Consider the following 25,903-nt stretch of genomic DNA (forward strand, 5'->3'; position numbering starts at 1 on the left):
ATTGGCTTTTATTAACTGAGTGAATATGTTTGAGGGGTTATCTATGTATGTCGATACAGTCTCTGTTGTTTCGGGTAGTAAATTTATTGATATCAATGGAAAAGGAGTGATTGATTATGAAAAAGAGATATCACTGGATTGCTGTATGAATAAAATCCATTTCCATACTAAGAAATTAACTGTAGATATTAATGAAAAGCAAAAGAGATTGGTTATGTGCTTGTTTAATGATGTCAATCGAAAACAAGATATTATAAAAGTTGTATGGTATGAGAATCATAAAAGCATATCTGATAATAACTATCACCAATTAATACATAAGTTCAGAGCCCACTTGAAAAGTGCAGGTATACCCGACGGAATAGTTAAAACTATAAATAGGTATGGTCTTCGGCTAGATGCAGGAATATTGAAAGCCATGGCTTCCAATAAGATGAATGATAGATTCCTAGGCTATTAACAGAAAATACAGGTAGTGCTATTTTCTAGATTGACTTGACTATAAATGAGAGGTAAGGGTGTTATCGTTTTTTAAAAGGATAAAAATAGCACCCAACCAAACCTTGGTAAGTAAAATACAATACGTTTTTATAATAGCTATAATACTAATTATATTATATCAACTCATCGTTGTCTGCTATACAGTGATGACTCAGGTCGAGTCTCCAACTCTGGTGACATATGAAGGTTACAGTGGTGGTGACGAAAAGGAAAATAATAGCATTAAAATGATAGCGAAAATAAAAAAAATGATGCTATTTAGTCAGAAACGTTTTGATGATAATTCGAAAGATATTGTTAATGTTATAGATAATAATGCTAACTATCCAATTTATACTGGCGAAGTAAGGTTGGTAGGCATTCTGGAGCATAAAGATGAGACTAAATCCATTGCGATATTACAATCTAATGGCCGACAAAAAAGCTATTTTATTCACGATGAAATAAGTGATGGAACCACAATAGTGAAAATACTGACAGATAAAATCATTCTTAATAAAAAAGGTTCTTATTTTTTATTAAGAATGTTGTAATGAATATGCCCTAAGTTATTACGCATGGGGAACATTATGTCTTATTGTAGCCATTTCACCAGCACTCCTAATATTATACCTTTAAAACATCTCATAACTAAAGTATTCAGGGTTAAGTTAGTCACACTATTTTTATTTTTGTCAATTGAGATTAGCAGTGCTAACTTTTCAGTCTCTTTCGTCGATGCAGATATAAAGGAAGTTATTAATACAGTGAGTAAAAACATAAATAAGACGATAATTATAGATCCTAAAGTCCAAGGTTTGGTCAGTGTCCGTAGCTATATGTTATTAGATGAAGAAAAGTATTATCAATTCTTCCTTAATTTACTTGATGTCTACGGATACACACTGGTAGAGATGCCTAATGATATCTTAAAAGTGATACCATCAAAACGCGCTAAAGGTTCGATTGTTCCCATGCTAAAGGAGAACGGAGAGATTCATGGTGATGAGATAATTAATAGAGTTTTTACGCTTAAACATATCTCAGCAAAAACCCTGGTTCCACTGTTACGCCAGCTAAATGATAATGCTGAATTTGGCACTATTATTCATTATGAACCCTCAAATGCGATATTAATTACAGGTCGTGCCGCTGTAGTTAATCATCTCCATTCAATTATTAATACATTTGACCATGCTGGAGATACTGAGGTTGAACTCTATAAGCTAAACCATGCAGTGGCAACTGAAGTTGCTAAACTGGTTAATGAACTCATCACTTCAATTAATAACAGCAAGAAAGAGACATTTAATATAGGAAAAATTATTGCTGATAACAGAACCAATTCAATATTGGTGAGTGGCGATAGTAGTGTCAGAAAAAAAGCCATTCAAATGATAAAGGATCTTGATCATGAAGAAAGTAGCTTTGAGAATACAAAAGTTATTTATATGAAGTATGCCCAAGCATCTAAGTTATTGGATGTGTTAAATGGGATTAGCCAAGGTCAGCGGAGTGATAAAAAAGCAAGTGTGGTAAGTAAGAGTCAGAGTGGGAATATTGCTATTAAGGCATATGATCAGACCAACGCTTTAGTTATTACGGCAGATCCAAGGATGATGAAAGAGCTTGAGCAGGTTATCGAAAAACTAGATGTCAGACGTGCACAAGTATTAGTTGAAGCTATTATTGTTGAGACCCAAAACGCCGAAGGATTGAATCTTGGTATCCAATGGGCGAATAAATATTCTGGAGGTATTAATCTTCTTCCTCGTCCTGGTCATGCAAGAAGCCACAGTGAACAGCCAATGCCCACGGTTATAGCTGGGTTAACCGCTGGTTTTTACAAAGGAAATTGGAACGGACTATTTACTGCACTAGCCACTAATTCTAATAACAATATCCTTGCTACACCGAGTATTGTCACATTAGATAATATGGAAGCTGAGTTTAATGTAGGGCAGGAAGTTCCAGTACTGACATCGACACAAACAACAGCGACAGATAAAGTATATAACTCCATTTCAAGGCAATCTGTTGGTATTATGCTGAAAGTAAAACCACAGATCAATAAAGGTGACTCAGTTCTTCTTGAAATCAGGCAAGAAGTATCCAGTGTGGCTGACAGTTCTAATACTAATACCAATAATTTAGGCTTTATCTTTAATAAAAGAGCCATAAATAATGCAGTTTTAGTTAAAAGTGGTGAAACTGTTGTGGTCGGTGGACTATTAGATGAAAAATTAAGCAAAACGGTGAACAAAATACCGTTGCTGGGTGATATTCCATTTATAGGCGGGTTATTCAGACAGAGCAAAGAGAAGGTCGACAAAAGTAATCTTATTTTATTTATTAAGCCAACGATACTGAGAGAAACGAATGACTATAGTGTAGTAACAATAGATAAGCATACTAAATATAAAGATAGTAATTCCCAGGAGAATACTATTAATAATAACAGACTCTATCATGATCTCTTAGCAACTGAAATTAAGAGTGATAGTTATAATCAGATTAAAAAAGACATTATGAGTTTTTATGATAATGCTGAGATGCGCTTATGATTAAGGAGCAAATAGAATCAACCTTATTAAGTTTCACATGGGTGAGGGATAATGGTGTTGTTTTATTACCAGTAGATCAAGGTTATCAAATTATTTGCCGCCATACAGCCTCCCTTGAGGCAATTCTTGAAGGTAACAGAATCGCTAATCAAGCAACAGGACTTGATTTTGTTACTGATGATGAGTTTGATACCTACCTTGTGACTGTATATCAGAATAGCTCCCAGAGATCACATACCATAATTAATGCAATCAGTGATGAAATTGAAAATTATTCATTTTCAGGTGAACTACCGGATAGTGAAGACTTACTAGATACGAGTAATGAGGCTCCTGTAATTAGATTAATAAATACAATATTAGCAGAAGCAATTAAAGAGTTGGCCTCAGATATCCATATCGAATCCTTCGAAAAAAAACTGATCATAAGATTTCGTATCGATGGTGTATTAAAGAATATATTAGAGCTACAGAGAGGTGTTGCGCTATTATTGATTTCACGAATTAAAGTTATGGCAAAGCTGGATATTGCAGAAAAACGCACACCACAAGATGGGCGAATTGCTCTGAATTTAGCAGGACGGGCGCTAGATGTACGTGTTTCTGTATTACCGTCAAATCATGGCGAACGAGTCGTTATGCGATTACTGGATAAAAACAGTATTAAGTTGGATTTGCTGTCTTTGGGTATGTCGAAAATAAACTGTGATGCTATGAAAAAAGTTGTACTTAAGCCCCATGGAATCGTGCTAATTGTCGGCCCAACTGGGGCGGGGAAAAGTACCACTCTTTACGCAGCCTTAATGGAAATAAATTCACATGAACGGAATATTATGACAGTAGAGGACCCTATAGAGTTTGATATTGATAGAATTTCTCAGACACAAGTTAACTCAAAGATTGGTATGACATTTTCCCGTAGTCTAAGAGCTATATTGAGACAAGATCCCGATGTTATTCTGATTGGTGAGATACGAGACGTAGAGACGGCTCAAATAGCAGTACAAGCTTCGTTAACTGGGCACCTAGTTTTATCAACGCTACATGCTAACAGCGCAGTAGGTGCGGTAACCAGGCTAAAGGATATGGGCATTGAACCCTTTATGCTGGCAAGCTCATTATTAGCTGTGCTATCTCAGCGACTGATCCGAAAATTATGTTGTGAGTGTCGACAGAAGTATTTATTGACACAAGATGCGCTAAAGGATTTAGAGATAAATTATCGGATAATGATGAAACCATATGGGTATCGGGCACTGGGTTGTAGCCACTGTAATACAACAGGTTACCATGGACGAATAGCGTTGCATGAACTCTTGGTAGTAGACAATACTTTACGTGAAGGAATATATAAAGGCGCCAGCGAATTCGATTTGGCCAATTTGGCTCAGAGAACGATGTGCAGCATTAAGCAAGATGGAGTAAGTAAAATCATTGCTGGCTTAACCACTATTGAGGAGGTGATCAAAATAGGTTTAGAGGATAAATATGACACTATTTAAGTATGTCGCGATAAGCCATAATGGGATGAAAATAAGAGGTAATGTTGAAGCTGAAAACATACGGGAAGCTAGATATATTCTCTACCAAAGAAAAATAAGTATATTAAGCATTAAAGTAAGAAGAGCAACAGATAACTCAATGGTTATGAGTTTTTTTAAAACAGTTAATAGCGCTGATTTAGTATTACTTACCAGACAAATGTCTATATTAGTAAGTTCTGACATACCATTAGATGAGACACTCAAGATAATTGAGAAGCAAAGTAAGAAGAGATATGTCAGTACAGTGATTCATGATGTAAGAAAAAAGGTTGTTGAGGGATACTCATTATCTGATTCTCTCTCATATTTCCCTAGAGTATTTAATGTGTTATATAGATCCATGATTGCTGCTGGTGAGTTATCAGGTCATCTGGGGCTAGTGCTATCACAGCTTGCTGAACATATTGAACAGACACAACGATTACAAAGAAAAATAGTTCAGGCGCTTATCTATCCTGCAATATTAATTTTTATATCCGCAGGTGTCATAATCATACTTTTATCTGTTGTAATACCGAACATAATAGAGAGTTTTTCTTTTGATAATCAAGAGTTGCCATTGTCGACTAGGGCCATTATGAATATTAGCTATTATTTGAAAAATAACATGTTACTAATAGTCATAATAGCAGTAGCACTCTGGATTGGATTGCGTAGGGCGTTGAAGATAAAAGCGGTAAGCTATCTATTTGAATGTTATTATTTGAAAATTCCAGTGTTAGGTAAAGCAATTTCCAGAGTCAATATATCACGATATCTGAAAACATTGACAGTTTTGACTTCTAACGGCATTAGCTTAATACCAGCCATGAAAATTAGCAATCAAGTTATAACTAACTACTTCATTAAAGAAAAGTTAGTTAATTCGACTAAATTGGTTGGTGAAGGAAATAGCTTATCCTCATCACTCTCTTTAAGCCGGGTGTTTTCACCCATGATACTGCATATTATTTCATCAGGTGAGTGTAGCGGAAAACTAGACGTAATGTTAAAGAAAGTTACCTCCATTCAAGAAGAGGAGCTTGTCACTCAGATTAATATTTTCATAACATTATTAGAACCAATAGTAATGATTATCATGGCCGTTTTTATATTTATTATTGTCTTGGCTGTTTTTGAGCCAATACTACAAATTAGTAGTTTAACTATTTGACTATTATCAACGGGGTTTTATGAATGATACCAAGGTCAGTGGATTTACATTGTTGGAAATTATGATTGTTATTATCATACTCGGGCTTCTTGCTAGCCTAACAGTTCCTAGTTTGATGTCCAATAAAAATAGAGCTGATAGGCAGAAAGCACTGAGTGATATCGCCGCCCTGGAAAATGCATTGGATCTGTATAAATTGGATAATGGATATTATCCCACCGAACAGCAAGGTATTGATTCGTTGATTATCAAACCAACAGTGTTACCTATCCCGAAAAACTACCCTCAACATGGGTATATTCGTCGGCTACCACAAGATCCATGGGGGAGTTCATATCAGTTAACTAACCCCGGAAAATATGGAGAGATAGATATATTCTCTTCTGGGCCAGATAAAATCGTTGGAACTGAAGATGACATTAATAATTGGTTGGAGCCATCGGCAGCAGAGAAATAGACAGTGGCACTTGGGATTTTTTATATTATGAAAAATAATTAGGTGAGCACTTGTGTAATAATAAAGGGTTTACTTTATTTGAACTTATGGTTTCATTGGCTATTTTTGCATTTTCTGCCATTGGTGTTATGAAGGTTATCAGTGAAAAATTAGTATTGGCAAAAAACTTAGAAAATAGAATGGTATCTTCTTGGGTAGCAGAAAACATTTTGTCTGAAATTAAAATTATGAGAATAGCTCAAACCGACAACTGGCTGAAAGGGCAAGAGTTCATGATGGACAAATTATGGTATTGGCAATCGAAAGAAATTAAATACCAAGAAGATACTATTATCACTATTATTGTTGAAGTTCGGGAACGGGAGGATAAAATAACACCTGATTTTATATTAGCAGGATATCGTGTTATTAATAAGTAAAACCACACATTGTGGTTTTACTCTACTTGAAATGTTACTTTCTGTGGCTATTTTTACTATGATGAGTTTGATGGCGTATCAGGTTCTTATGATTGTGACTAAGAGTAGTGTTGCTATAAATAAAAAATATAAGCAAATTAGTGAATTGGAAAGTGTAATTAATAAGCTAGATCACGATATATCACATATCACAATCCACCAGAACTCCTCGAGTAATCATAATGATTATCTTGATATAAGAAATAAGCTACTGGAGAGTGATGAGTTTGGGCTGTATTTGTTATGTGAAGATAATAATAGTGAGGAGATTCTGTTTCACTATCAATCAAATACTTTAGGTTATAGATTGAAAAATAAAAAATTAGAGAGAATATCAGCTAGTAATTCAGATGATTTGAACATATCGGATCCTGAGGTTTTTACTATGGTCAATAGCATTGTAGGGTTTCGTATGCGTATTTATCATAAGGGTAAGTGGGTAAATGAATGGAATAGTGGATCTATTCTGCCTCGCGCTGTAGAAGTGACGATTGAGTTTGAAGGTATAGGCACAATAAGGCGTGTTATTATATTATTAAATAGTCAAACAGAGCTTTTGAGTTGAGGATGTTAGTGAAACAGTGTGGTATTGCTTTACTGCTTGTTCTTGGTGTTCTACTGTTGATGGGGGGAGTAGTAATAGCATCGAAATATCATTGGTCAGTAATATATATCTTGTCAGAAAATAGCAAACAAAGAAAATCAGAGAAGTTGTTGCTACTTGGTGCGGAAGAAAGTCTATTGTCTGAAATGATGAGAGAGAAGAGCATCAGTAATGATGTAGCCGATATATCAGCAGGGGTATTTAACAAACCTAGATCTATAAAAATAAATAATATAGATGTACATTATAAAATAATCGATCAAACAAACTGTTTCAATGTTAAGTCATTACAGTCATCTTTATCTTTTAATAAAGATAGTGAAATATATTATCTGACAGTTTTAAATAATATAGCGGGTGATTTAAATTTGTTATTTTCTGATGTTGATGAAATCAAAGATGTTATTTTGAGTTACTTTAAGAAAAAATCAAATTGGGATGCTATCAATAGTGATATCTATTCTAAAATGACCCCATTGTTATGTGTCAGATATGATAATTTATTAGTCATAAATATCAATGCACTCGGAATTCAACATAGTAAGCTCATACAGGAAATTCTTATGAATTTAGTCGATGAAGAAAACATTATGAGGACCATCTTGTCTAAACCTGATAGTGGTTGGGGGGATGTTCAAATTTTTCTGGATACATTGATAGATAGCTCTGAAATAAAAATTGAGAACGTACAGAGAGTAAAAGATATTGTCATGTCAATATTTTCCCATGATAGATATTTTATATTATTGGTCTTTTGGTTGAGTAATGAGTATAGACATTATCAATTAACGAGTTTACTTGATGTAAGGGCGAGGGGAATTACGGTGCTTCACCGAAGGTTTGGTATTAGTGATAAATATATTAAACAGATCAACCACTCAAAATAACCTCATCATCAGGCTGGGTAGTTATGCAACAGATCCTATTTACTGGTGCATGGAGATACAAGGTTCTGAGGGAATAACTCATGGTAAACTAGACAATCACTGTGAATTGATTAAAATTGCAGCATATGATTATACTAGAGTTAAAGTAATAGTCTCATCAAACAGAGTTGTTTTTCGTAAAGTTGATGTCAAGAATATAAAGATAAGAAATATAATTAAGGCTATTGCATTCACTATCGAGCAATCAATAGTAGGTAATATAGATGACTTTCACATCATCATATTGAAGCGCGATGATGATTTCTGCTATGTAGCGGCCGTCGAGCACTCACTGATAAAAGTTTGGCTGGGATGGTTACAAAATGCAGGGATATATACAGAAATTATCATGCCTGATGTTTTGATATTACCATTTAACCCAGGGGAGTGGTATGCAGTTAATTTAGGCAATGAGTGGCTAATAAGAGACCATGAGTTTTCAGGCTTTTCAGTCCAGGAGGCGGTACTAAAAAAATTAGTTCTATCAAGGTTCATCTCTATATCTAAAGATCTATTTAGTACTTCTAATGATAAACCGATAGATCACCATCTTGTATCTTATTGCGATGTGCTGCGCATTATGTCCGAAAATATTGAAAATTGTAGTGCTAACTTTCTTCGTGGGAAGTATGCTTTCTGTCACAACCAGGGGAGTAAAAGTAACTATAACTTTAAGTTTATATGGCTATTGTTTTTACTCTCTACTTTGATATGTTCTGGTTACTTAATTGAGAACTATAAAATAGGAAAGAGTATTGATGCATTAACTTTGATGTCAGATGATTTTCATAATGACTTTTTCTGGAATAATAGAGTTGGTACCACTGAAATAATTGATTTTAGCTATTATACTTATAGTTACAATAGACGAGTTATGAATTTTAACTTAATTGCTCTGTTACATGACTCTAGCCACATAATTAATGATTTAGATTTAAGTATTAATAGTATTTATCTTGATAATGAGAGACAGACCATCTCTTTCAATGTCACCACAATAGTCGAGGAGAGTATTATAGGTGAGATGCTAAAAAAACGAGAGAAAGATTTTTCGACCTCAAACTTAAATGCAGTTACCATTGATAATGATAATGATAATGGAACCTATGACGTTATATTTAAGTGTTGCCAATGAATTGGATAATTCTCTTCATTTCCTCTATTAAAAATAGATTGGCTGTTTTTTCTCTACTATTTATGTTGATTGCTACTGTTTTTTACTTAATCACACTGGTGCTGGATAGTGTTCTATTGACACAAAAAAATGACTGGTTAGCTAGCAAGATTACATATTACTCATTTGTGACTGAAAAGCTAAAAATGAGGAAAACCCCGAAAGTATGGAACAACCATGGCTCAAATGAAGGAGTTGATAATGAAGTGACTGATCTTCTCATTGAAGATGATACCGTGTTTAATATTTCCATGTTAGATGATGAGAGTATATTAATTGATATTAAAAATGTAAGTTTCTCTAGGCTGTTGGATGTTGTTCTTATTCTATCTTATTATCAGGATGTAGAGATTAATAATATTAATATCTATAGAGCGAACAGTGATGCGAACAGTGACGATAGTGGCGATCTTCTAAGTGGTATTATTTGTATCAAACACTTATCTAAAGGGATGTAATAAAATCATGATGGATGTGTATAGCTTAGGATGTATGTTGTTTTATATTATTATTGGATCGTGTGTAGGGAGTTTTTTAAACGTCATAATATATCGACTACCCATTATGTTGACTAGTGTGATGTTGAAAAACCCAGTGAAGTATAAAGAAGCTGAAGTATTTAACCGTAAGATTACACTATGCTATCCAAGATCATTTTGTCCAAAATGTTATAACCCTTTGCGGGCCTGGCATAATATACCTGTTTTTAGCTGGTTATTTTTAAGAGGCATAACACATTGTTGTAATCAAAAAATAAGCCCTCGCTATTTAATTGTGGAGATAATAACAGCTGTATTAACACTGGCAGTTATATACTGCATAAAAAATGATTATATAATGATTGCTAGCCTGTTTTTGGTTTGGGCACTTGTTGCACTCTCTTTTATAGATCTTGAGTGTTATCTTCTTCCTGATTGTATTACATTTCCATTATTATGGGCTGGGTTGCTATTTAATATAAATAATGGGCTATCCTCTTTGTCTTTTGCTGTAATTGGTGCAGTGACTGGCTATCTTATTCTATGGATGCCCTATTGGTTACTTAAGTTTTTTAAGGGTGTTGAGGGGATGGGACATGGTGACTTTAAATTAATGTCTGCGTTGGGAGCGTGGTTTGGTTTGTCTGCCATTCCTGTTTTGGTTTTACTATCTTCCTGTCTCGGTATTATGGCTTATATTATTCTTCATAAAATATCAAAAAAGAGGGAGAAGTACATCGCATTTGGTCCCCATATTGCTCTGGCAGGTGTTATTTATCTGTTCTTAAATGGGTAAATGACAGTTTTTTGAACCAAGAAAAGTTAAAAAATTAGCTGTATTTTATACTTATAACTCTCCTATGCTATAAAATTGATGTCTATGTATTTTTCTATGGATAATATTTTTTTATTGATAGATTTTTACTTAATTGAGTTTGTTTTTGATGATGCTTATTAGATTTCCATAGAAACTATTACTTTTAATTTTATTAATGTTTGTAGGTAACACACTCTTAGTGCTATCTCTGTTACTCTAATCAGCGATAACTGTAGGGTAAGAGGATGGATGAGATAATTATTGGCAACATTATATTTACTCCGACAAAAAGAGCAATTAATAAAGGGGGGGCTATTGTAAAAATAAGAAATAAAGAATCTGAGGTGCTCTCTTTATTGTGTCACCACTATCCTTCATCACTCTCTCGTGAGGATATTGAGAGGGAAATATGGGGCGAGAGTTATGTCACTGATAATACATTAACACAAACCATTAGTAATTTACGTAATGCACTTGATGATAAAGATCATGAGATAGTGACGACAATCCCTAAAAAAGGATACTCTATTGGTATTAAGCCTAGCTTCATCTCATCTGGCTCTCCGCAAGATTTGAGATTCACCCATGCTGATTCAACAGTAGGTGTTAAGCCTAAATCTATCTCTTTATCCCTCAGGTTTCTAAGTTTTCGTTATAAAGCTATTATGCTGGTAGTCTCTGTTGTTTTATTTTTTATTTCATTTGAACTAACATCAAATTACTATCAAATTAAAATTAACGAGGTGAAATCTTTACCCATATTAGTTGGTTTAGATAAGGTTCGAGATAAGGAGTTTTTATCCTTATATCAAAAAGACCCCTATGTTTTTTTGAAAAGAAGGAGTCATGGTGAATATATTGCATGCAAATATTGTGAGGGAGAGTTAATTTGCGAAAAGAAATAGTGGTTCCTGCGCTTCTTTTTTTATTTTTAGGTCTGTGTACCGGATATGTTTCAGGGCGAGTGTATTCTTATATTCACCCAATGAAAGATATTGAAGGCTATTGGGAGGTGAATAGTCGACTTAGTCATGGGCTTAGTGCTTATCATATATATTCTCGGATAAGTATTATAAATAGAGAGGTCAATTCATCTGTTGATGTTTATGATGATAATCACTATATAAAAGCAAGGCGTAATATTGTTTTTGATGTTATGGATACGGGTAGTAATATTTTAACTGGCAAGATATTATCTGTATCAATCATGAATGATGATGATCGTGACTTAAATGATTTTCTTAATACCCCTTACACGATAAGTCATCCGTCTATCTATAGGTTAAATGAAAATACTATTTTTATAGAGCAATCCCAAGGGCATCCTGTAAATAGTTTGCGATTATTGACACGTATTAATACATGATTATATATTTTTATCATTTCATTTTGCTATCAGGTGACAGTAAACTACTTGTTTTATAAGTAATAGCTGCATTTTTTGAAATATTTTATCCTAATTGATAGGTAATGTTGATATATCAACCATAACTAATTGTGAAAATAGTGTTCAACATATTTTTGTTTGCTTGGCTATTACCCGTTGGATTATCAGATTACTCAATTATCTTATTTCACATATTAATGTTATTGCTGCCGGAGCTTTGCCGCATCAACATCCTGATAAGGAGGTCGCCATCAATTTTTAGAGCGCGATACTGTTTTGCAGCATCTCGGCCCAGGCGGATGGATTGCCATAGTAGTCACTTGCGGGTAGCACACTCATTTTTCCCTGTTGGTCTTGCAGTACAAATGTTGGAAATCCATGTCCGCGCACTTTCGCCAGTAGAGCGCGGCTTTCAGCAATATGCTGGGTGGATGTTGTCTGAGCGGTGTGAAATGCGTCGATAAACCCATCACTGCTCAGGCCAATATCCGAGGCAAGTTCAGCTAATACTTCTGGGGCAGCAATATGCCGGCCTTCTATATAATGCGCTTGCTGAATACGATGCAGCATATTGGCTCCGCGCCCAGCCAGTGCCTCTGCTGCCAGAATGGCAACAATAGGTGGCGTGGAGTCCATGACGGCTGAAGTATCATTCAGTAAATGATTATAGTAAGCGTCACCAAAGGTTTGCCCGGTTAACTGGGCAATCCGTTGGTCGTGGGGCATAACATAACCGCGCCATTGGCTATCAATCTGGCGGCGATTGGCCCCAGACATCATCCCGCCGCCGTGCAATACCAGTGTTAGATTAGCAATATTTTGCGCGGCTTGAACCAATGGAGCAGCACCATAGCACCAGCCACATAATGGGTCGAAAATGTAATGCAATTTTGTAGCGGCCATGATGGCTTCCTCTATTCTATTTACTGGCATATATGTTATTTAATGGAATATATGCTATTTGCTGGCATAGCAGTTCAGCGTCGATTAAATTTAGCTGCCTCTACTGAGGCCATTTCATCTCGTTTTTTAATACTTTGGCACTTAATTCCAGGCTGGATTTATCTTTTAGCTCAGGATAATGTTTTTCCATCGCCCCTATCAGCTCAGCGGAATCTTTTGCTTTAGGAATCTCTGCATTTAATGTGGTTAAATAGTTCTGAGTGAAGGTCACTGATGCCAATGTTTGTGGCGCATTATCCAGATAGTGCCCCGGAACCACAGTCACAGGTTTTAAAGCTTTAATCTTTTCTAATGTTGTCAGCCAGTGCTGGCGTGATTCTGCTGTTTGGGTATCGGCAACCCATAAGTGGATATTACCGGAGACCGCAACTCCGCCGACTACCGCTTTTAATGATGGGATCCAGACAAAGGTTTTTTCTGGTGATGGGCCGTCTAAGCCTTCAACCTCAATCTGGTGTCCATCAATGGTAAAACTCTTACCTTGCAGCGGTTGCGGAACAATCACTTGGGTCGGCGCGTTCTCTTTCAAAATTGGCCCCCAATAGGCCATTTTACCCGCCTGAGTGGCCTCTATCTCTTCGATAGTTTGCGGCGTCGCGAGCACTTTGGCGTGTGGGAACGCTTTGGTAATCACCTCCAGACCAAAGTAGAAGTCGGGATCTGCCTGGCTGATGTAGATGGTGGTCAGTTTTTTACCACTTTGCTGGATTTTCTTCACCAGCGCTTCGGCGTCATTGCGCTGAAATTGGGCATCAATTAAGGCCACTTCAGTTTTGCCGCTGATAATTTCCGACGACACCGGGAAGATACTTTTTTCTCCGGGATTGTAGACCTCCATTTTTAGGGTGTCAGCAGCATTAGCCGTTGATACCATAGCAAAAATAGCCATGCTGGCGAGGGTCATTTGTAATAGTTTTTTGTTTAACATGTTGCTTGTCCTGAGAGTGACTGGGTATGGGCTAGATAATAGATTGCATATATCGATAGAAAAACCCGATAATGGACAATTGTTTGTTGCGTAAATCGAGCTAATCATGGATAGAATCACCGCCGCAGAGGTCTTTGTCGCGATTGTTGAGCGGGGCAGTATGATTGCCGCCGCCGAGTCGTTGGCGATGTCACGCGCCATGGTGACACGCTATCTGGCGCAGATGGAGCAGTGGGCAGGGGTGAGATTACTGCACCGGACAACCCGAAAGTTGAGTCTGACTCACGCGGGGGAGACGACACTTGAGCGCTGCCGACGGATGCTGGAGTTTGCTCAGGATATGAATGCCGTGGTGGGGCCGGAGAGCGGCGGCCTGCATGGCTTATTGCGCATCAGTTGCTCTCAGTCACTCGGGCAGAGCGCGCTGGTGATTGCCGTCACTGACTATCTGCGCCGCTATCCGCAGGTTGCAGTTGATTTGCAAATGAATAATCGCGCGGTCAATTTAGTCGAAGAACGTATTGATCTGGCGTTACGTATTACCAATGAGCTAGATCCTAACCTGATAGCCCGGCCACTCGCTACTTGTCACTCAGTGGTCTGCGCCTCACCCGCTTATCTATCTGCCAAGGGTGTGCCGAAAGATCCATCTGACCTGGCGCTACACAACTGCCTGACCTACTCCTATTTCGGCAAAAGTTTATGGCATTTTGACCAGCAGGGCGTGAAGTCATCTGTTGCCGTCGGGGGGAATTTGAGCGCCAATGAGTCGGTCGTTTTACTTAGCGGGGCGCTAGAGGGGGCGGGTATCACCTTGCAGCCCAGCTACTCTGCCGCGCCTTATATTGCCCGTGGGGAGCTGATAAAGTTATTACCTGATTATCAACCGCAGGCTATGGGTATTTACGGTATCTATACTTCTCGGCGACAAATGCCCGCAACATTAAGGACAATGTTAGATTTTCTGGTGGAGTGGTTCGCCACACATCCGCTGCCTAACTAAAGTTACAGCGCTACTAACCATTACTGGTAATAATTTGATTTGCCTGCTACCTATATGGCGGGTGGATATTGTCTGACTGGGAGCTTCTATTATGCCTGTTGCGCTGTTGGCATTAGCACTGTGTGCCTTTGCTATTGGAACCACCGAATTTGTCATTATGGGGCTGCTGCCTCAGGTGGCGGATGATTTACACATCTCGATTCCGACCGCCGGTTGGTTAATCAGTGGTTATGCGCTGGGGGTGGCGATTGGCGCTCCTATCATGGCGGTGCTGACGGCTAAGTTACCGCGTAAAAAGACATTATTGCTGCTGATGGTGATCTTTATCATCGGTAACCTGATGTGCGCCATGGCATATAGCTATGATTTCCTGATGCTGGCGCGGGTGATTACCGCGTTGTGCCACGGGGCTTTTTTTGGTATTGGGGCGGTGGTGGCCGCCAATCTGGTCGCGCCCAATCGTCGAGCTTCAGCGGTAGCACTGATGTTTACTGGCTTAACCCTCGCCAATGTGCTCGGCGTACCATTGGGGACTGCGCTGGGGCAGACTTTTGGCTGGCGATCCACATTCTGGGTAGTTTCGGTTATCGGCTTATTCTCTCTGGCCGCGCTCTACCGCAAGTTACCCTCATCTTTGGAAGAGGCTCCGACCGAATTACGTAAGGAAATTGCCGCATTACGGGGCGGCGGGATCTGGCTCTCTCTGCTGATGACGGTCTTTTTTGCCGCCGCGATGTTTGCTCTCTTTACCTATATCGCGCCTATTTTGACCGAAGTGACACAGGTTTCTGAGCAGGGTGTCAGTTGGACACTATTGCTGATGGGGGTGGGCCTGACACTGGGGAATATTGTCGGTGGGCGGCTAGCCGACTGGCGCTTATCTGTCAGTTTGACGGTGACATTCTTGCTCATTGCGGTGCTATCAGCCCTGTTTAGTTGGACCAGTTACTCCTTATTAGCGGCGGAGGTGACACTGTTTCTCTGGTCAGCGGCGGCATTCTCGGCGGTGCCGGCCTTGCAAATTAACGTGGTCACCTATGGCAAAAAAGCGCCTAATTTGGTGTCGACACTGAATATTGCGGCGTTCAATGTCGGCAATGCATTGGGCGCGTGGGTGGGCGGTATGGTCATTGCGCGCGGACTCGGTTTGACGGCGGTTCCACTGGCAGCGGCAGGGCTGGCGGTTATCGGGCTGCTGCTGTGCCTGTTTACCTTTTCCCGCGCGCGGGCGGGTAAGATGAAGGCAGCTTAGTTAAGTCAGTATCAGTTGACTATTGCTGGGTGATCACCTTGGCCAGCCGCTGTTGGAAGGTGATTGCCTGCTGTTTTAAGTGCTCGATAAAGGTATCTACCAAGGTGGATGATGGCCGATGTATCGGCTGTATCAGGCTGATAGTAAAGGGGATCTCGACACTGAAAGGCCGCACGCAAACCCCTTCCTCCATCCCTTTGCTGATATAATCCAATGCCGTCAATGGGTTAACGATTGATACGCCCACCCCTTCCCGCACCATGGCACACACCGATGCGGCGCTGTGAGTCTCCAGCACTAGCCTGCGGCTAATACCTTGTTCAGTAAACAGATTATCCAGCAGTTGGCGATAACTATCGGTGACTGACAGACTGATAAAGTTTTCGCCATGAAAATCTTGTGGCGTCAGCACGGATTTTTCCCGCAATGGATGGTCGCCAGGCAATACACAGACCTCATTGACTGTCATCAGTGCATGGCGCAATGTTCCTGCTGGCGTCTGAGTATTCTCGGTCAGCCCCAAGTCATAGCGCTGGGCTGAAAGCCACTCCTCCAGTAAAGGGGACTCCTGCGGGATAACACTCAGACTCACTTCCGGGTAGCTTTCAATAAAGGGTTTGCACACGGCGGGTAGCAGTGATTGCGAAAACACCGGCAGACAGGCAATCGACAGCTGCGCCTGTTGAAATTGGCGGATCCCTTCGGCGGCTTGCCGGATGCGGTCAAGGCCGTAATAGGAGCGCTGTACCTCTTCAAATAGCCGCAAGCCTTGTACTGTTGGGTAAAGGCGGCCCCGCACGCGATCAAAGAGTTTTAGTTGGACTAATTGCTCGAAGCGGGCCAGTTCACGGCTGACCGTGGGTTGTGACGTTTGCAGTAGCAACGCCGCTTCCGTCAGGTTGCCAGTGGTCATCACACCATGGAATATCTCGATTTGTCGTAGGGAGATGGCGGGCATCACGGCGCTCCTGCGGTGGCGTAAAAATAGTCTAAGCCATATCATAAATGAATAGACTCTGGCTAAATAGATATTTTCATAACAAGAACAGGATTGTTAATAATAAGGTATCAGCGAAACCGTTTCTTTCGCTCAACATATTGATTGACCCAATTATTAGGAAAACCCTATGCCGCGCGCACTTAACGACACCTCTTCGGCCCTGACCGCCCAAAACCTGATTGCTCTGCCTGCGCGTTTTGGCTGCCCAGTGTGGGCCTATGATGGTGACATTATTACTCAGCGTATCAATCAATTACGCCACTTTGATGTGATCCGTTTTGCGCAAAAAGCCTGTTCGAATATTCATATTCTGCGCCTGATGCGTGAGCAGGGGGTCAAAGTGGATTCAGTCTCGTTGGGTGAAATTGAGCGCGCACTAATTGCTGGTTTCCAGCCGGGGCAAGAACCGGCCGAAATTGTGTTTACTGCTGATCTGCTGGATCAGGCCACCCTATTGCGGGTGACGGAGTTAGCTATTCCGGTCAATGCTGGCTCCATCGACATGCTGGATCAACTGGGGCAACAGGCGCCCGGCCATCCCGTTTGGCTGCGCGTCAACCCAGGTTTTGGTCATGGTCACAGCCAGAAAACCAATACGGGGGGGGAAAACAGCAAGCACGGTATCTGGTATCAAGATCTACCGCAGGCTATCGAGAAAATAGCGCAGTACGGTTTAACCCTGGTCGGTATTCACATGCACATTGGCTCGGGTGTTGACTACCAACATCTGGAGCAGGTCTGTGACGCGATGGTTGAGCAGGTGGTAACACTGGGGCAGGATATCAGCGCAATTTCGGCAGGCGGCGGCTTGTCGATCCCTTATCAGTTTGGCGATGATGAGATTGATACCGAGCATTACTACGGCTTATGGAACAGCGCCCGTGAGCGCATCGCCGCCCACTTGGGTCATCCGGTCAGCCTGGAAATTGAGCCGGGCCGTTTTCTGGTGGCGGAGTCTGGTGCGCTAATCGCGCAGGTGCGGGCGGTTAAAGAGATGGGTAGCCGTCACTATGTGTTGGTGGATGCGGGCTTTAACGATTTGATGCGCCCTGCGATGTACGGCAGCTACCACCATATTTCGCTGCTACCGGCGGATGGGCGCTCACTCAGCGCTGAACCGCTTATTGAGACGGTGGTCGGTGGCCCGCTTTGTGAGTCAGGTGATGTCTTTACTCAGGAAGCGGGGGGCGGGCTAGAGACGCGGCCACTGCCTGCGGCCCGAATTGGCGACTATCTGGTGTTCCATGATACCGGCGCTTATGGCGCGTCGATGTCATCTAACTACAACAGCCGCCCGCTATTGCCGGAAGTGCTGTTCGAGCAAGGGCAGCCGCGTTTAATCCGCCGTCGGCAAACCATCGAGGAGCTGATCGCGTTAGAGTTGGTTTAATGACGGCAGTCCACCGCTTCACTCCTCGACCACGGTTTGCGGGCTGGCGACAGAGTGGCGGCGCACCAGTGTCGGGCTAAACATATTGGTTATCTCTGGCAGCGGAGTATGGTTGGCCAGCGCCAGTGCTAACTCCGCCGCTTGTGTTGCCATCGCCACTACCGGGTAGCGGATGGTGGTCAGTCGTGGTCGCAAATAGCGAGAGATCAAAACATCGTCAAAACCGATCAGTGAGATCTCTTGCGGCACTTCGATGCTGTTATCACTGAGAACCGACAGGGCGCCTGCGGCCATGGAGTCGTTATAACAGGTGACGGCGGTGAAATGTTTGCCACGGCCAAGCAGGTCGGTCATGGCTTGTTCGCCACCGATCTCATCCGGTGTACCGTAAGAGATCAAACGATCATCAACGGCGATATCAAACTCTTTTAGTGCATCCAGATAGCCTTGCAGGCGGTCAATGGCATCGGAAATCTGATGGTTGGAGCAGATAATCGCTATCCGCTTATGGCCTTGCTGAATCAGATGGCGAGTGGCCAACCAGGCACCGTAACGATCATCTAATGCGACACAGCGGGTTTCGAAGCCGGGCAGAGTGCGATTGATCAGCACCATGCCGGGAATTTGTTCCATTAGTGAGGTCAATTCTTCATCAGATAATTTTTTGGCGTGAACCACCAGCGCGGCGCAACGATGGCGGATCAGTTGCTCGATAGCCTGGCGCTCTCTCTCCGCATCATGGTAACCGTTACCAATCAGCAGGAAATTACCGGTGGCATAGGCCACTTGTTCTACCGCTTTTACCATGGAGCCAAAGAAGGGATCTGACACATCAGAGACAATCATACCGACAGTTTCGGTGGATTGCTGGGCCAACGCGCGGGCATTGGCATTGGGGTGATACTGCAACTGCTCCATGGCGCTAGATACCGCCACACGTGATGCCTCACTGGCCTTAGGCGAATTATTGATAACACGAGATACCGTCGCGACGGAAACACCCGCCAGCTTGGCAACATCCTTAATAGTGGCCATTTTTCTTCCAGAAATTTTTAGGGTAATCGCTTACATCACTCAGTTTTGCGGAAAACCGCCTTGCCCGCAAGGGGGGATGATCGCAACTTGGTGAGAAAAAACTAAAGAAAAAGCAATTAGGCGTATTAGCGGTTGCTTTCGCGACTCCAGATGCACTATTGCCCCCTATCGCTGGCATTTTCCTTAGTACCAAAACATCATATTTAGTCGAAATTGTGCTTTGGTTTTATGACCTGATGGGTGTTAAGTTTACCTTCTAATCAATCGTCTGAGATACCCATGTCCATCATCCGTTACCCCCAGCTTGCCCACTGGGGCGCTTATACTGCTGTCGTCGAAGATGGTAAGTTAATCCGCTGTGAGCCTTTTGCCGATGACTCCAACCCTTCGCCACTACTGGCATCCATCACGCCGATGGTTTATTCCGACAAACGTATTCGCAAACCAGCAATACGGCGTTCATGGCTACAACAGCGGGAGAGAAGTGATCGCACCCTGCGCGGGCGGGAGGATTTTGTCGAGGTAGATTGGGATGTGGCGCTGGATTTAGTGGCCGAAGAGAGTCGCCGGGTGCGGGATCGCTATGGCCCTTCAGGGCTATTTACCGGCTCATACGGTTGGTCTTCTGCTGGGCGTTTACATCACGCACGCTCATTAGTCCGGCGTTTCTATTTCGCTGGCGGTGGTGGTGTCGATCAAATGGGCAATTACAGCTGGGGATCGGCACAGTTCTTCCTGCCCTATGTGATTGGGACTTTTAGCCCGCTGACTGGCAGGGTGACATCATGGCCGAGTGTGGTTGATCATTGCGAGCTGTTTATCGCCTTTGGTGGGCTGGCACTGAAAAATGCCCAAGTCTCTTCTGGCGGCTCGGCGGAACACTCACTAAAACCCTGGCTGGAGAAGCTGGCGCAAAAAGGCACGCCGGTTATCAACATCAGCCCGATGCGAGACGACTGCCCGGCTTTTGTCAATGCGGAGTGGATACCAATCCGCCCGAATACCGATGTGGCACTGATGCTGGCGCTGGCTTATGAAATCCAACGCTTTGATGGGCAGGATGAATCTTTCCTCGCCACCCACTGTGTGGGCTATGAGCAATTAGCGGATTACATCCGTGGCGTGAATGACGGTGTGGCGAAAACACCGGATTGGGCCAGTGAGATTACCGGCATTCCGGCGGCAAGAATTAGCCAATTAGCGCAGCAACTTATTGGTGTGCGCAGCTTTATGACCTGCTCCTATTCAGTACAGCGCGCCCATCGCGGCGAACAACCTTACTGGATGGTGATTGCGCTATCGGCCATGTTGGGGCAAGTGGGGCTGCCCGGCGGCGGCTTCTCATTTGGTCACGGCTCGATGAATGGGGTGGGTAACCCGCGTATCGACACCCCTGGGCCAACAATGCCTGTCGGCAAAAATCCCTCCGGGCTGGCGATCCCAGTGGCGCGGATTTGTGACATGCTGCTGCAACCGGGGCAGCCTTATCAGTTTCAGGGCGAAACCCACACCTATCCCGATATTCACCTGGTGCATTGGGCGGGCGGCAATCCATTCCACCATCATCAACAGCTGAATCGGCTGGTGGAGGGGTGGCAAAAGCCGGATACGGTGATTGTGCAGGATATCTGGTGGACACCGGCGGCTAAAATGGCGGATATCGTGCTGCCAGTGACCAGTTCGCTGGAGCGCAATGATATTGGCGGCTCATCACGGGATCGCTATGTTCTGGCAATGCATCAGGCGATTGCGCCACAGCATCAGGCCCGCAACGACTTTGATATCTTCGCCGATCTGGCTGAACGGCTGGGTTATCGCGACGACTTTACCGAGGGCCGCGATGAGATGGCGTGGATTCGGCATATCTACCAAGAGTGCGGTGTTGCCCAACAGCCGCATGGGGTTGAGTGGCCAGATTTTGCGACATTCTGGCAGCGGGGCCATGTTGATCTTCCGGCACCGCAACAAGAGTTCGTGTTCTTCGATAACTTCCGTAGCGATCCACAGGCGCATCCGCTACAGACACCCAGTGGCAAAATTGAGCTGTTTAGTGAGAAGATCGCCAGTTACCAATATGCCGATTTTGCGCCACATGCCGAGTGGAAACCGCCGGTAGAGTGGCTGGGCGCGCCCGAAGCTGGGCAGTGGCCGCTGCATTTGATCTCGATTCAACCGGCAGATCGCCTGCACAGTCAGCTCGATCCCGCGCCATTAGCGCAGGGCAATAAAACTGCGGGCCGTGAAACACTCTATATGCATCCACAAGATGCGGCCAGCCGCGAAATTACCGATGGCAGTCAGGTGCAAATCAGCAATTTACGTGGCAGCTGCCTGGCGGGGGTACGGATTACTGATGGTGTGACCCGTGGCGTGGTGCTGATGGCAACCGGTGCTTGGTTTGATCCCGGTTTTGGTGGCAAGCAGCATAAAGTTGAGCAATCGGGTAATCCTAATGTTCTGACTTTGGATATTGGAACCTCTCCCTTGACCCAGGGGCCGAATGCGATGAGTTGTTTAGTGGAGGTCGCACTTTGTGAATAGGGGCGCTACTGCAATGAATTACAAACCTTTTCGCCTTTTTGACAATGTTCACTGCTGGTTACACTTTGCACGCAAATGTTTCGATTGCTAGCTAGCTGTGGCAGCACACAAACGGCTATCCTGATTGTCCCAGAGGTATTAATTGGTGAGTAATCAACATACGCTGTGTGTTAAAAACCAGTTTTTGATTTGCACCGACCTACGCAGATGCGTAGGTTTTTTTTTATTTGTTCGCGCCCGCCACTTTCAGCTTCTCCCTACAGATAAATCCGCCACTATTATAGTATTCTCTCTTTATCGGATTCATTGACTTATAGAGAGACAGAGATGGTTTATCGCTTGCTGCGCACTCTTTTTCGTGGGTTATTTCGTGTCACCATTGAGGGGGTAACTGACCAGTTTACGCATCAGAAACTGATCATTACGCCCAATCATGTCTCCTTCCTCGATGGTATTTTGTTAGCACTCTTTCTGCCGATTAAGCCGGTTTTTGCGGTCTACTCCAGTGTCACCGAGAGCTGGTTTATGCGCACTCTCAAGCCATACGTCGATTTCGTCGCCCTCGATCCCACCAAACCCATGGCCATCAAACAGTTGGTCAGAATGGTCGAACAGGGCAGGCCGGTGGTGATATTCCCTGAAGGGCGCATCACCGTGACCGGTTCATTGATGAAAATCTATGATGGTGCTGCATTTGTTGCCGCGAAATCCGGTGCAGCGGTGGTTCCCATCCGGTTGGAAGGCCCCGAATTTAGCCGCTTTGGCCGATTAGCTGAGGTACTGAAAGTCCGCTGGTTCCCGAAAATCAGCATTTATGTCTTACCCGCCACCCATCTACCGATGCCGCAAGCGCCGCGCGCCCGTGAGCGCCGGGTTCTGGCTGGTGAGCGCTTACATGCCATTATGATGGCGGCCCGCATGGCTATTGTGCCACGAGAAACCCTGTTTGAAGCGCTGCTGGCGGCCCAAACTCGCTATGGGCGCTTTAAGCCCTGTATCGAAGATATCTCCTTTAAGGAGGATAGTTACCAAACGTTGCTGAAGAAGATCCTTGGTGTCAGCCGTATCTTGCAACGTTTTACCGCGCCGGGGGAGCACGTTGGCATGTTACTGCCAAACGCGACCATCACGGCGGCGGCTATTTTCGGGGCTTCAGTGCGCGGGCGCATTCCGGCGCTGCTAAATTACACCTCGGGTGCCAAGGGGCTGAAGAGTGCGATGACTGCGGCCTCATTGAAAACTATCGTCACATCGCGCCAGTTTCTGGAGAAAGGTAAGCTGACACATCTGCCGGAACAGGTGACTGAGGCCAGTTGGGTCTATCTGGAAGATCTCAAAGATACCGTGACACTCGCAGATAAATTATGGATTTTATTCCACTTATGCTGCCCGCGCCGGGCGATGCTGCCACAGCAGGCTGATGACAATGCCCTGATTTTGTTTACCTCCGGCTCTGAAGGCAATCCGAAAGGGGTGGTGCATTCGCACGCCAGTTTATTGGCGAATGTTGAACAAATCCGCACTATTGCCGACTTTACGCCCCGTGATCGCTTTATGTCGTCACTGCCGCTGTTCCATGCCTTTGGCTTGACCGTTGGGTTATTCACCCCGCTGATGACCGGTAGCCGCGTATTTCTTTACCCCAGCCCACTGCACTATCGTGTAGTCCCCGAGCTGGTGTATGACCGTAACTGTACCGTGCTGTTTGGCACCTCAACCTTCCTGGGCAACTATGCCCGCTTTGCGCACCCCTATGATTTTGCTCGCTTGCGCTATGTGGTGGCGGGAGCCGAGAAATTAGCCGATAGCACCAAGCAGATTTGGCAGGACAAATTCGGCATTCGCATTTTGGAAGGTTATGGCGTCACTGAGTGCGCGCCAGTGGTGGCAATAAACGTGCCGATGGCGGCGAAAGTGAATAGTGTCGGCCGCATTCTGCCGGGGATGGAGTCTCGATTGATTAAGGTGCCGGGCATCGATCAAGGGGGGCGTTTGCAGCTACGCGGCCCCAATATCATGCGCGGCTACCTGCGGGTAGAAAATCCCGCGGTACTGGAGCCGCCTTCGGCTGAAAATGCGCAGGGTGAACGGGAGGCCGGTTGGTATGACACCGGTGATATTGTTGCCATTGATGAGCAGGGGTTCTGCGCGATTCGTGGTCGAATGAAGCGTTTTGCCAAATTGGCGGGCGAAATGGTTTCACTAGAGAGCGTGGAGCAACTGGCACTGCGAATCTCGCCAGAGGGGCAACATGCTGCGGCGGCTAAAACCGACAGTGCCAAAGGTGAGGCCTTGGTGCTGTTTACCACCGACAGTGGGATGACCCGCGAGCAATTGATAAAAGCCGCGCGCGCGAGCGGCGTGCCTGAGCTGGCCGTCCCGCGGGATATTCGGGTGGTGAAAGCATTGCCACTGCTCGGCAGTGGTAAACCTGACTTTGTGACGTTAAGCAAAATGGCGGAAGATCCGGAGATGAGCGTATGAGTCAGCAAGCAATAGCCGATAAACCTTTGTTATCCCGAGGGATGATTGCGGTACTCTGCGCCCAGTTTTTCTCGGCATTTGGCGATAATGCGCTGCTTTTTGCCACCCTGGCGCTCATTAAGCAGCAGTTATATCCCGACTGGAGCCAGCCCATTTTGCAGATGGCTTTTGTCGCGACCTATATCATTCTGGCACCTTTTGTCGGGCAGTTTGCTGACAGTTTCGCGAAAGGGCGAGTGATGATGGTGGCGAACGGCTTGAAGTTAGCTGGCGCGCTGGTGATCTGCTTTGGTTTCAATCCCTTCTTGGGCTATAGCCTGGTGGGGGTTGGGGCTGCGGCTTATTCACCGGCTAAATATGGCATCTTGGGTGAGATCACCTCCGGCGAGCAACTAGTGAAAGCGAATGGCATGATGGAAGCCTCGACTATCGCCGCTATTTTACTGGGTTCAGTGGCCGGCGGTGTGCTGGCCGACTGGAATTTGATGGCCGCCTTAGGGGCCTGTGCGCTGGTGTACGCCATTGCGGTGGTCGCCAACTTATTTATTCCCCGCTTAGCGGCTGCCCGAGCGGGCAGCTCATGGCGGCCTCGGGCGATGACGAGCAGCTTTTTTACCGCGTGTCGACTCCTATGGCGTGACGGCGAAACTCGCTTCTCACTGGCGGGAACCAGCCTGTTTTGGGGGGCGGGGGTCACGCTGCGCTTTCTACTGGTACTCTGGGTGCCTATCGCGCTAGGGATTACCGATAACACCACGCCGACCTTACTCAATGCCATGGTGGCGATAGGGATTGTGGTTGGCGCTGGAGCAGCCGCGCGCTTTGTTACCCTTAAAACTGTGAAACGCTGCCTACCCGCAGGTGTGTTGATTGGGGTGGTGGTGGCCATTTTCGCCCTGCAACACAGTATGCCAATGGCTTATTTGCTGTTGATTATCATCGGGATTTTGGGCGGATTTTTTGTGGTGCCACTCAATGCCTTGCTACAAGAGCGCGGTAAACAGAGTGTTGGTACGGGTAATGCTATCGCCGTGCAGAATCTGGGTGAGAACACCGCCATGTTGCTAATGCTGGGTTTGTTCTCAATGGTGGTCAAACTTGGGGTGCCCGTGGTGGCAGTCGGCGTGGGGTTCGGTGTGATATTTGCACTGGCTATCGCACTACTTTGGGGCTGGCAGTGGTGGCAACTGCGGCATAAAACGGTGGAGTGACGACAGCCAAACCAAAGAGCGCATTAATGCTGCAGGTGAATGCAAGGGGCGGA

The 25,903-nt window shown here is 44.0% G+C and carries 24 protein-coding genes; 20 read left to right on the forward strand and 4 right to left on the reverse strand.

Annotated features, from left to right (window positions below; genetic code table 11):
• Positions 1 to 43 precede the first annotated feature (43 nt).
• The 14 genes from FFE93_RS04530 (at position 44) to FFE93_RS04595 (ending at position 12,022) form a co-directional block, all read left to right on the forward strand.
• Positions 44 to 460, forward strand: coding sequence for a transcriptional regulator (locus FFE93_RS04530; protein ID WP_032897267.1), 417 nt, complete (start codon positions 44 to 46; stop codon positions 458 to 460).
• Positions 461 to 518: 58 nt separating this feature from the next.
• Positions 519 to 1,034 (forward strand): type II secretion system protein N, encoded by a 516-nt coding sequence (locus FFE93_RS04535; RefSeq protein ID WP_138774851.1) that lies wholly within the window; start codon positions 519 to 521, stop codon positions 1,032 to 1,034.
• A 36-nt stretch (positions 1,035 to 1,070) separates the two neighbouring features.
• Positions 1,071 to 3,044, forward strand: coding sequence for a type II secretion system secretin GspD (gspD, locus tag FFE93_RS04540; RefSeq protein WP_261369044.1), 1,974 nt, complete (start codon positions 1,071 to 1,073; stop codon positions 3,042 to 3,044).
• Positions 3,041 to 4,546 carry a type II secretion system ATPase GspE gene (gene gspE, locus FFE93_RS04545; RefSeq protein ID WP_138774853.1) on the forward strand — a complete coding sequence of 502 codons (1,506 nt, stop codon included), beginning with the start codon at positions 3,041 to 3,043 and terminating at the stop codon, positions 4,544 to 4,546. Before gspD ends, gspE begins: the two co-directional genes overlap by 4 nt.
• The gene (locus FFE93_RS04550; protein ID WP_057647746.1) at positions 4,533 to 5,741 is read left to right on the forward strand and encodes a type II secretion system F family protein; all 1,209 of its coding nucleotides are present in this window, start codon (positions 4,533 to 4,535) and stop codon (positions 5,739 to 5,741) included. The genes gspE and FFE93_RS04550 overlap by 14 nt, the downstream gene beginning before the upstream one ends.
• A gap of 19 nt (positions 5,742 to 5,760) precedes the next feature.
• Positions 5,761 to 6,198, forward strand: a complete 438-nt coding sequence (gspG, locus tag FFE93_RS04555) for a type II secretion system major pseudopilin GspG (protein ID WP_138774854.1) — start codon at positions 5,761 to 5,763, stop codon at positions 6,196 to 6,198.
• Between the two features lie 50 nt (positions 6,199 to 6,248).
• Positions 6,249 to 6,617: a type II secretion system minor pseudopilin GspI gene (gene gspI, locus FFE93_RS04560; RefSeq protein ID WP_072188449.1), complete on the forward strand. Its 369-nt coding sequence runs from the start codon at positions 6,249 to 6,251 to the stop codon at positions 6,615 to 6,617.
• Complete coding sequence (gspJ, locus tag FFE93_RS04565; RefSeq protein ID WP_080375782.1) at positions 6,601 to 7,221, forward strand: type II secretion system minor pseudopilin GspJ; 621 nt, start codon at positions 6,601 to 6,603, stop codon at positions 7,219 to 7,221. Before gspI ends, gspJ begins: the two co-directional genes overlap by 17 nt.
• Before the next feature lie 2 nt (positions 7,222 to 7,223).
• Positions 7,224 to 8,147 (forward strand): type II secretion system protein GspK, encoded by a 924-nt coding sequence (locus FFE93_RS04570; RefSeq protein WP_138774855.1) that lies wholly within the window; start codon positions 7,224 to 7,226, stop codon positions 8,145 to 8,147.
• Positions 8,110 to 9,321 (forward strand): type II secretion system protein GspL, encoded by a 1,212-nt coding sequence (gene gspL, locus FFE93_RS04575; protein WP_186367696.1) that lies wholly within the window; start codon positions 8,110 to 8,112, stop codon positions 9,319 to 9,321. Before FFE93_RS04570 ends, gspL begins: the two co-directional genes overlap by 38 nt.
• Entirely contained in the window at positions 9,318 to 9,818 is a 501-nt protein-coding gene (locus FFE93_RS04580; RefSeq protein ID WP_049602539.1) for a hypothetical protein, read from the forward strand. The genes gspL and FFE93_RS04580 overlap by 4 nt, the downstream gene beginning before the upstream one ends.
• Positions 9,819 to 9,825: 7 nt before the next feature.
• Entirely contained in the window at positions 9,826 to 10,635 is an 810-nt protein-coding gene (locus FFE93_RS04585; protein ID WP_138774857.1) for a prepilin peptidase, read from the forward strand.
• A 266-nt stretch (positions 10,636 to 10,901) separates the two neighbouring features.
• Complete coding sequence (locus FFE93_RS04590) at positions 10,902 to 11,561, forward strand: transcriptional regulator (RefSeq protein ID WP_057647734.1); 660 nt, start codon at positions 10,902 to 10,904, stop codon at positions 11,559 to 11,561.
• Complete coding sequence (locus FFE93_RS04595; RefSeq protein WP_032897279.1) at positions 11,546 to 12,022, forward strand: hypothetical protein; 477 nt, start codon at positions 11,546 to 11,548, stop codon at positions 12,020 to 12,022. The genes FFE93_RS04590 and FFE93_RS04595 overlap by 16 nt, the downstream gene beginning before the upstream one ends.
• 279 nt (positions 12,023 to 12,301) lie before the next feature.
• On the opposite strand, the gene FFE93_RS04605 is transcribed toward FFE93_RS04595, so the two are convergent.
• Together FFE93_RS04605 and FFE93_RS04610 are read right to left on the reverse strand one after the other, a co-directional pair.
• Positions 12,302 to 12,946, reverse strand: a complete 645-nt coding sequence (locus FFE93_RS04605) for a DsbA family protein (RefSeq protein ID WP_138774859.1) — start codon at positions 12,944 to 12,946, stop codon at positions 12,302 to 12,304.
• A 100-nt stretch (positions 12,947 to 13,046) separates the two neighbouring features.
• Complete coding sequence (locus FFE93_RS04610) at positions 13,047 to 13,934, reverse strand: MBL fold metallo-hydrolase (protein WP_057647727.1); 888 nt, start codon at positions 13,932 to 13,934, stop codon at positions 13,047 to 13,049.
• A 106-nt stretch (positions 13,935 to 14,040) separates the two neighbouring features.
• Here FFE93_RS04610 and FFE93_RS04615 point away from each other — a divergent pair, with 106 nt between their 5' ends.
• Both FFE93_RS04615 and FFE93_RS04620 read left to right on the forward strand, forming a co-directional pair.
• Positions 14,041 to 14,937, forward strand: a complete 897-nt coding sequence (locus tag FFE93_RS04615) for a LysR family transcriptional regulator (RefSeq protein ID WP_138774860.1) — start codon at positions 14,041 to 14,043, stop codon at positions 14,935 to 14,937.
• A 91-nt stretch (positions 14,938 to 15,028) separates the two neighbouring features.
• Complete coding sequence (locus FFE93_RS04620) at positions 15,029 to 16,189, forward strand: MFS transporter (RefSeq protein ID WP_138774861.1); 1,161 nt, start codon at positions 15,029 to 15,031, stop codon at positions 16,187 to 16,189.
• Between the two features lie 19 nt (positions 16,190 to 16,208).
• Here FFE93_RS04620 and FFE93_RS04625 read toward each other — a convergent pair whose 3' ends face one another.
• Positions 16,209 to 17,147 (reverse strand): LysR family transcriptional regulator, encoded by a 939-nt coding sequence (locus FFE93_RS04625; RefSeq protein ID WP_032897283.1) that lies wholly within the window; start codon positions 17,145 to 17,147, stop codon positions 16,209 to 16,211.
• A gap of 169 nt (positions 17,148 to 17,316) precedes the next feature.
• On the opposite strand from FFE93_RS04625, the gene lysA reads away from it, so the two are divergent.
• Positions 17,317 to 18,579, forward strand: a complete 1,263-nt coding sequence (gene lysA / locus FFE93_RS04630) for a diaminopimelate decarboxylase (RefSeq protein ID WP_138774862.1) — start codon at positions 17,317 to 17,319, stop codon at positions 18,577 to 18,579.
• A gap of 18 nt (positions 18,580 to 18,597) precedes the next feature.
• Here the strand turns inward: lysA and galR are convergent, their stop codons facing one another.
• Positions 18,598 to 19,614 (reverse strand): HTH-type transcriptional regulator GalR, encoded by a 1,017-nt coding sequence (gene galR, locus FFE93_RS04635; protein WP_005272873.1) that lies wholly within the window; start codon positions 19,612 to 19,614, stop codon positions 18,598 to 18,600.
• Between the two features lie 279 nt (positions 19,615 to 19,893).
• On the opposite strand from galR, the gene FFE93_RS04640 reads away from it, so the two are divergent.
• The 3 genes from FFE93_RS04640 to lplT all read left to right on the forward strand — a co-directional run bounded on the left by FFE93_RS04640 (position 19,894) and on the right by lplT (position 25,850).
• A complete protein-coding gene (locus FFE93_RS04640) occupies positions 19,894 to 22,155 on the forward strand; it encodes a molybdopterin guanine dinucleotide-containing S/N-oxide reductase (protein WP_005272875.1) in 2,262 nt (753 codons plus the stop codon).
• Positions 22,156 to 22,482: 327 nt separating this feature from the next.
• On the forward strand, positions 22,483 to 24,639 hold the full coding sequence (gene aas, locus FFE93_RS04645) for a bifunctional acyl-ACP--phospholipid O-acyltransferase/long-chain-fatty-acid--ACP ligase (RefSeq protein ID WP_138774863.1): 2,157 nt from the start codon (positions 22,483 to 22,485) through the stop codon (positions 24,637 to 24,639).
• Positions 24,636 to 25,850 (forward strand): lysophospholipid transporter LplT, encoded by a 1,215-nt coding sequence (lplT, locus tag FFE93_RS04650; RefSeq protein ID WP_138774864.1) that lies wholly within the window; start codon positions 24,636 to 24,638, stop codon positions 25,848 to 25,850. The genes aas and lplT overlap by 4 nt, the downstream gene beginning before the upstream one ends.
• Positions 25,851 to 25,903: the final 53 nt, after the last annotated feature.

The organism is Yersinia sp. KBS0713, from assembly GCF_005937895.2.
Classification (GTDB): Bacteria; Pseudomonadota; Gammaproteobacteria; order Enterobacterales; family Enterobacteriaceae; genus Yersinia; species Yersinia bercovieri.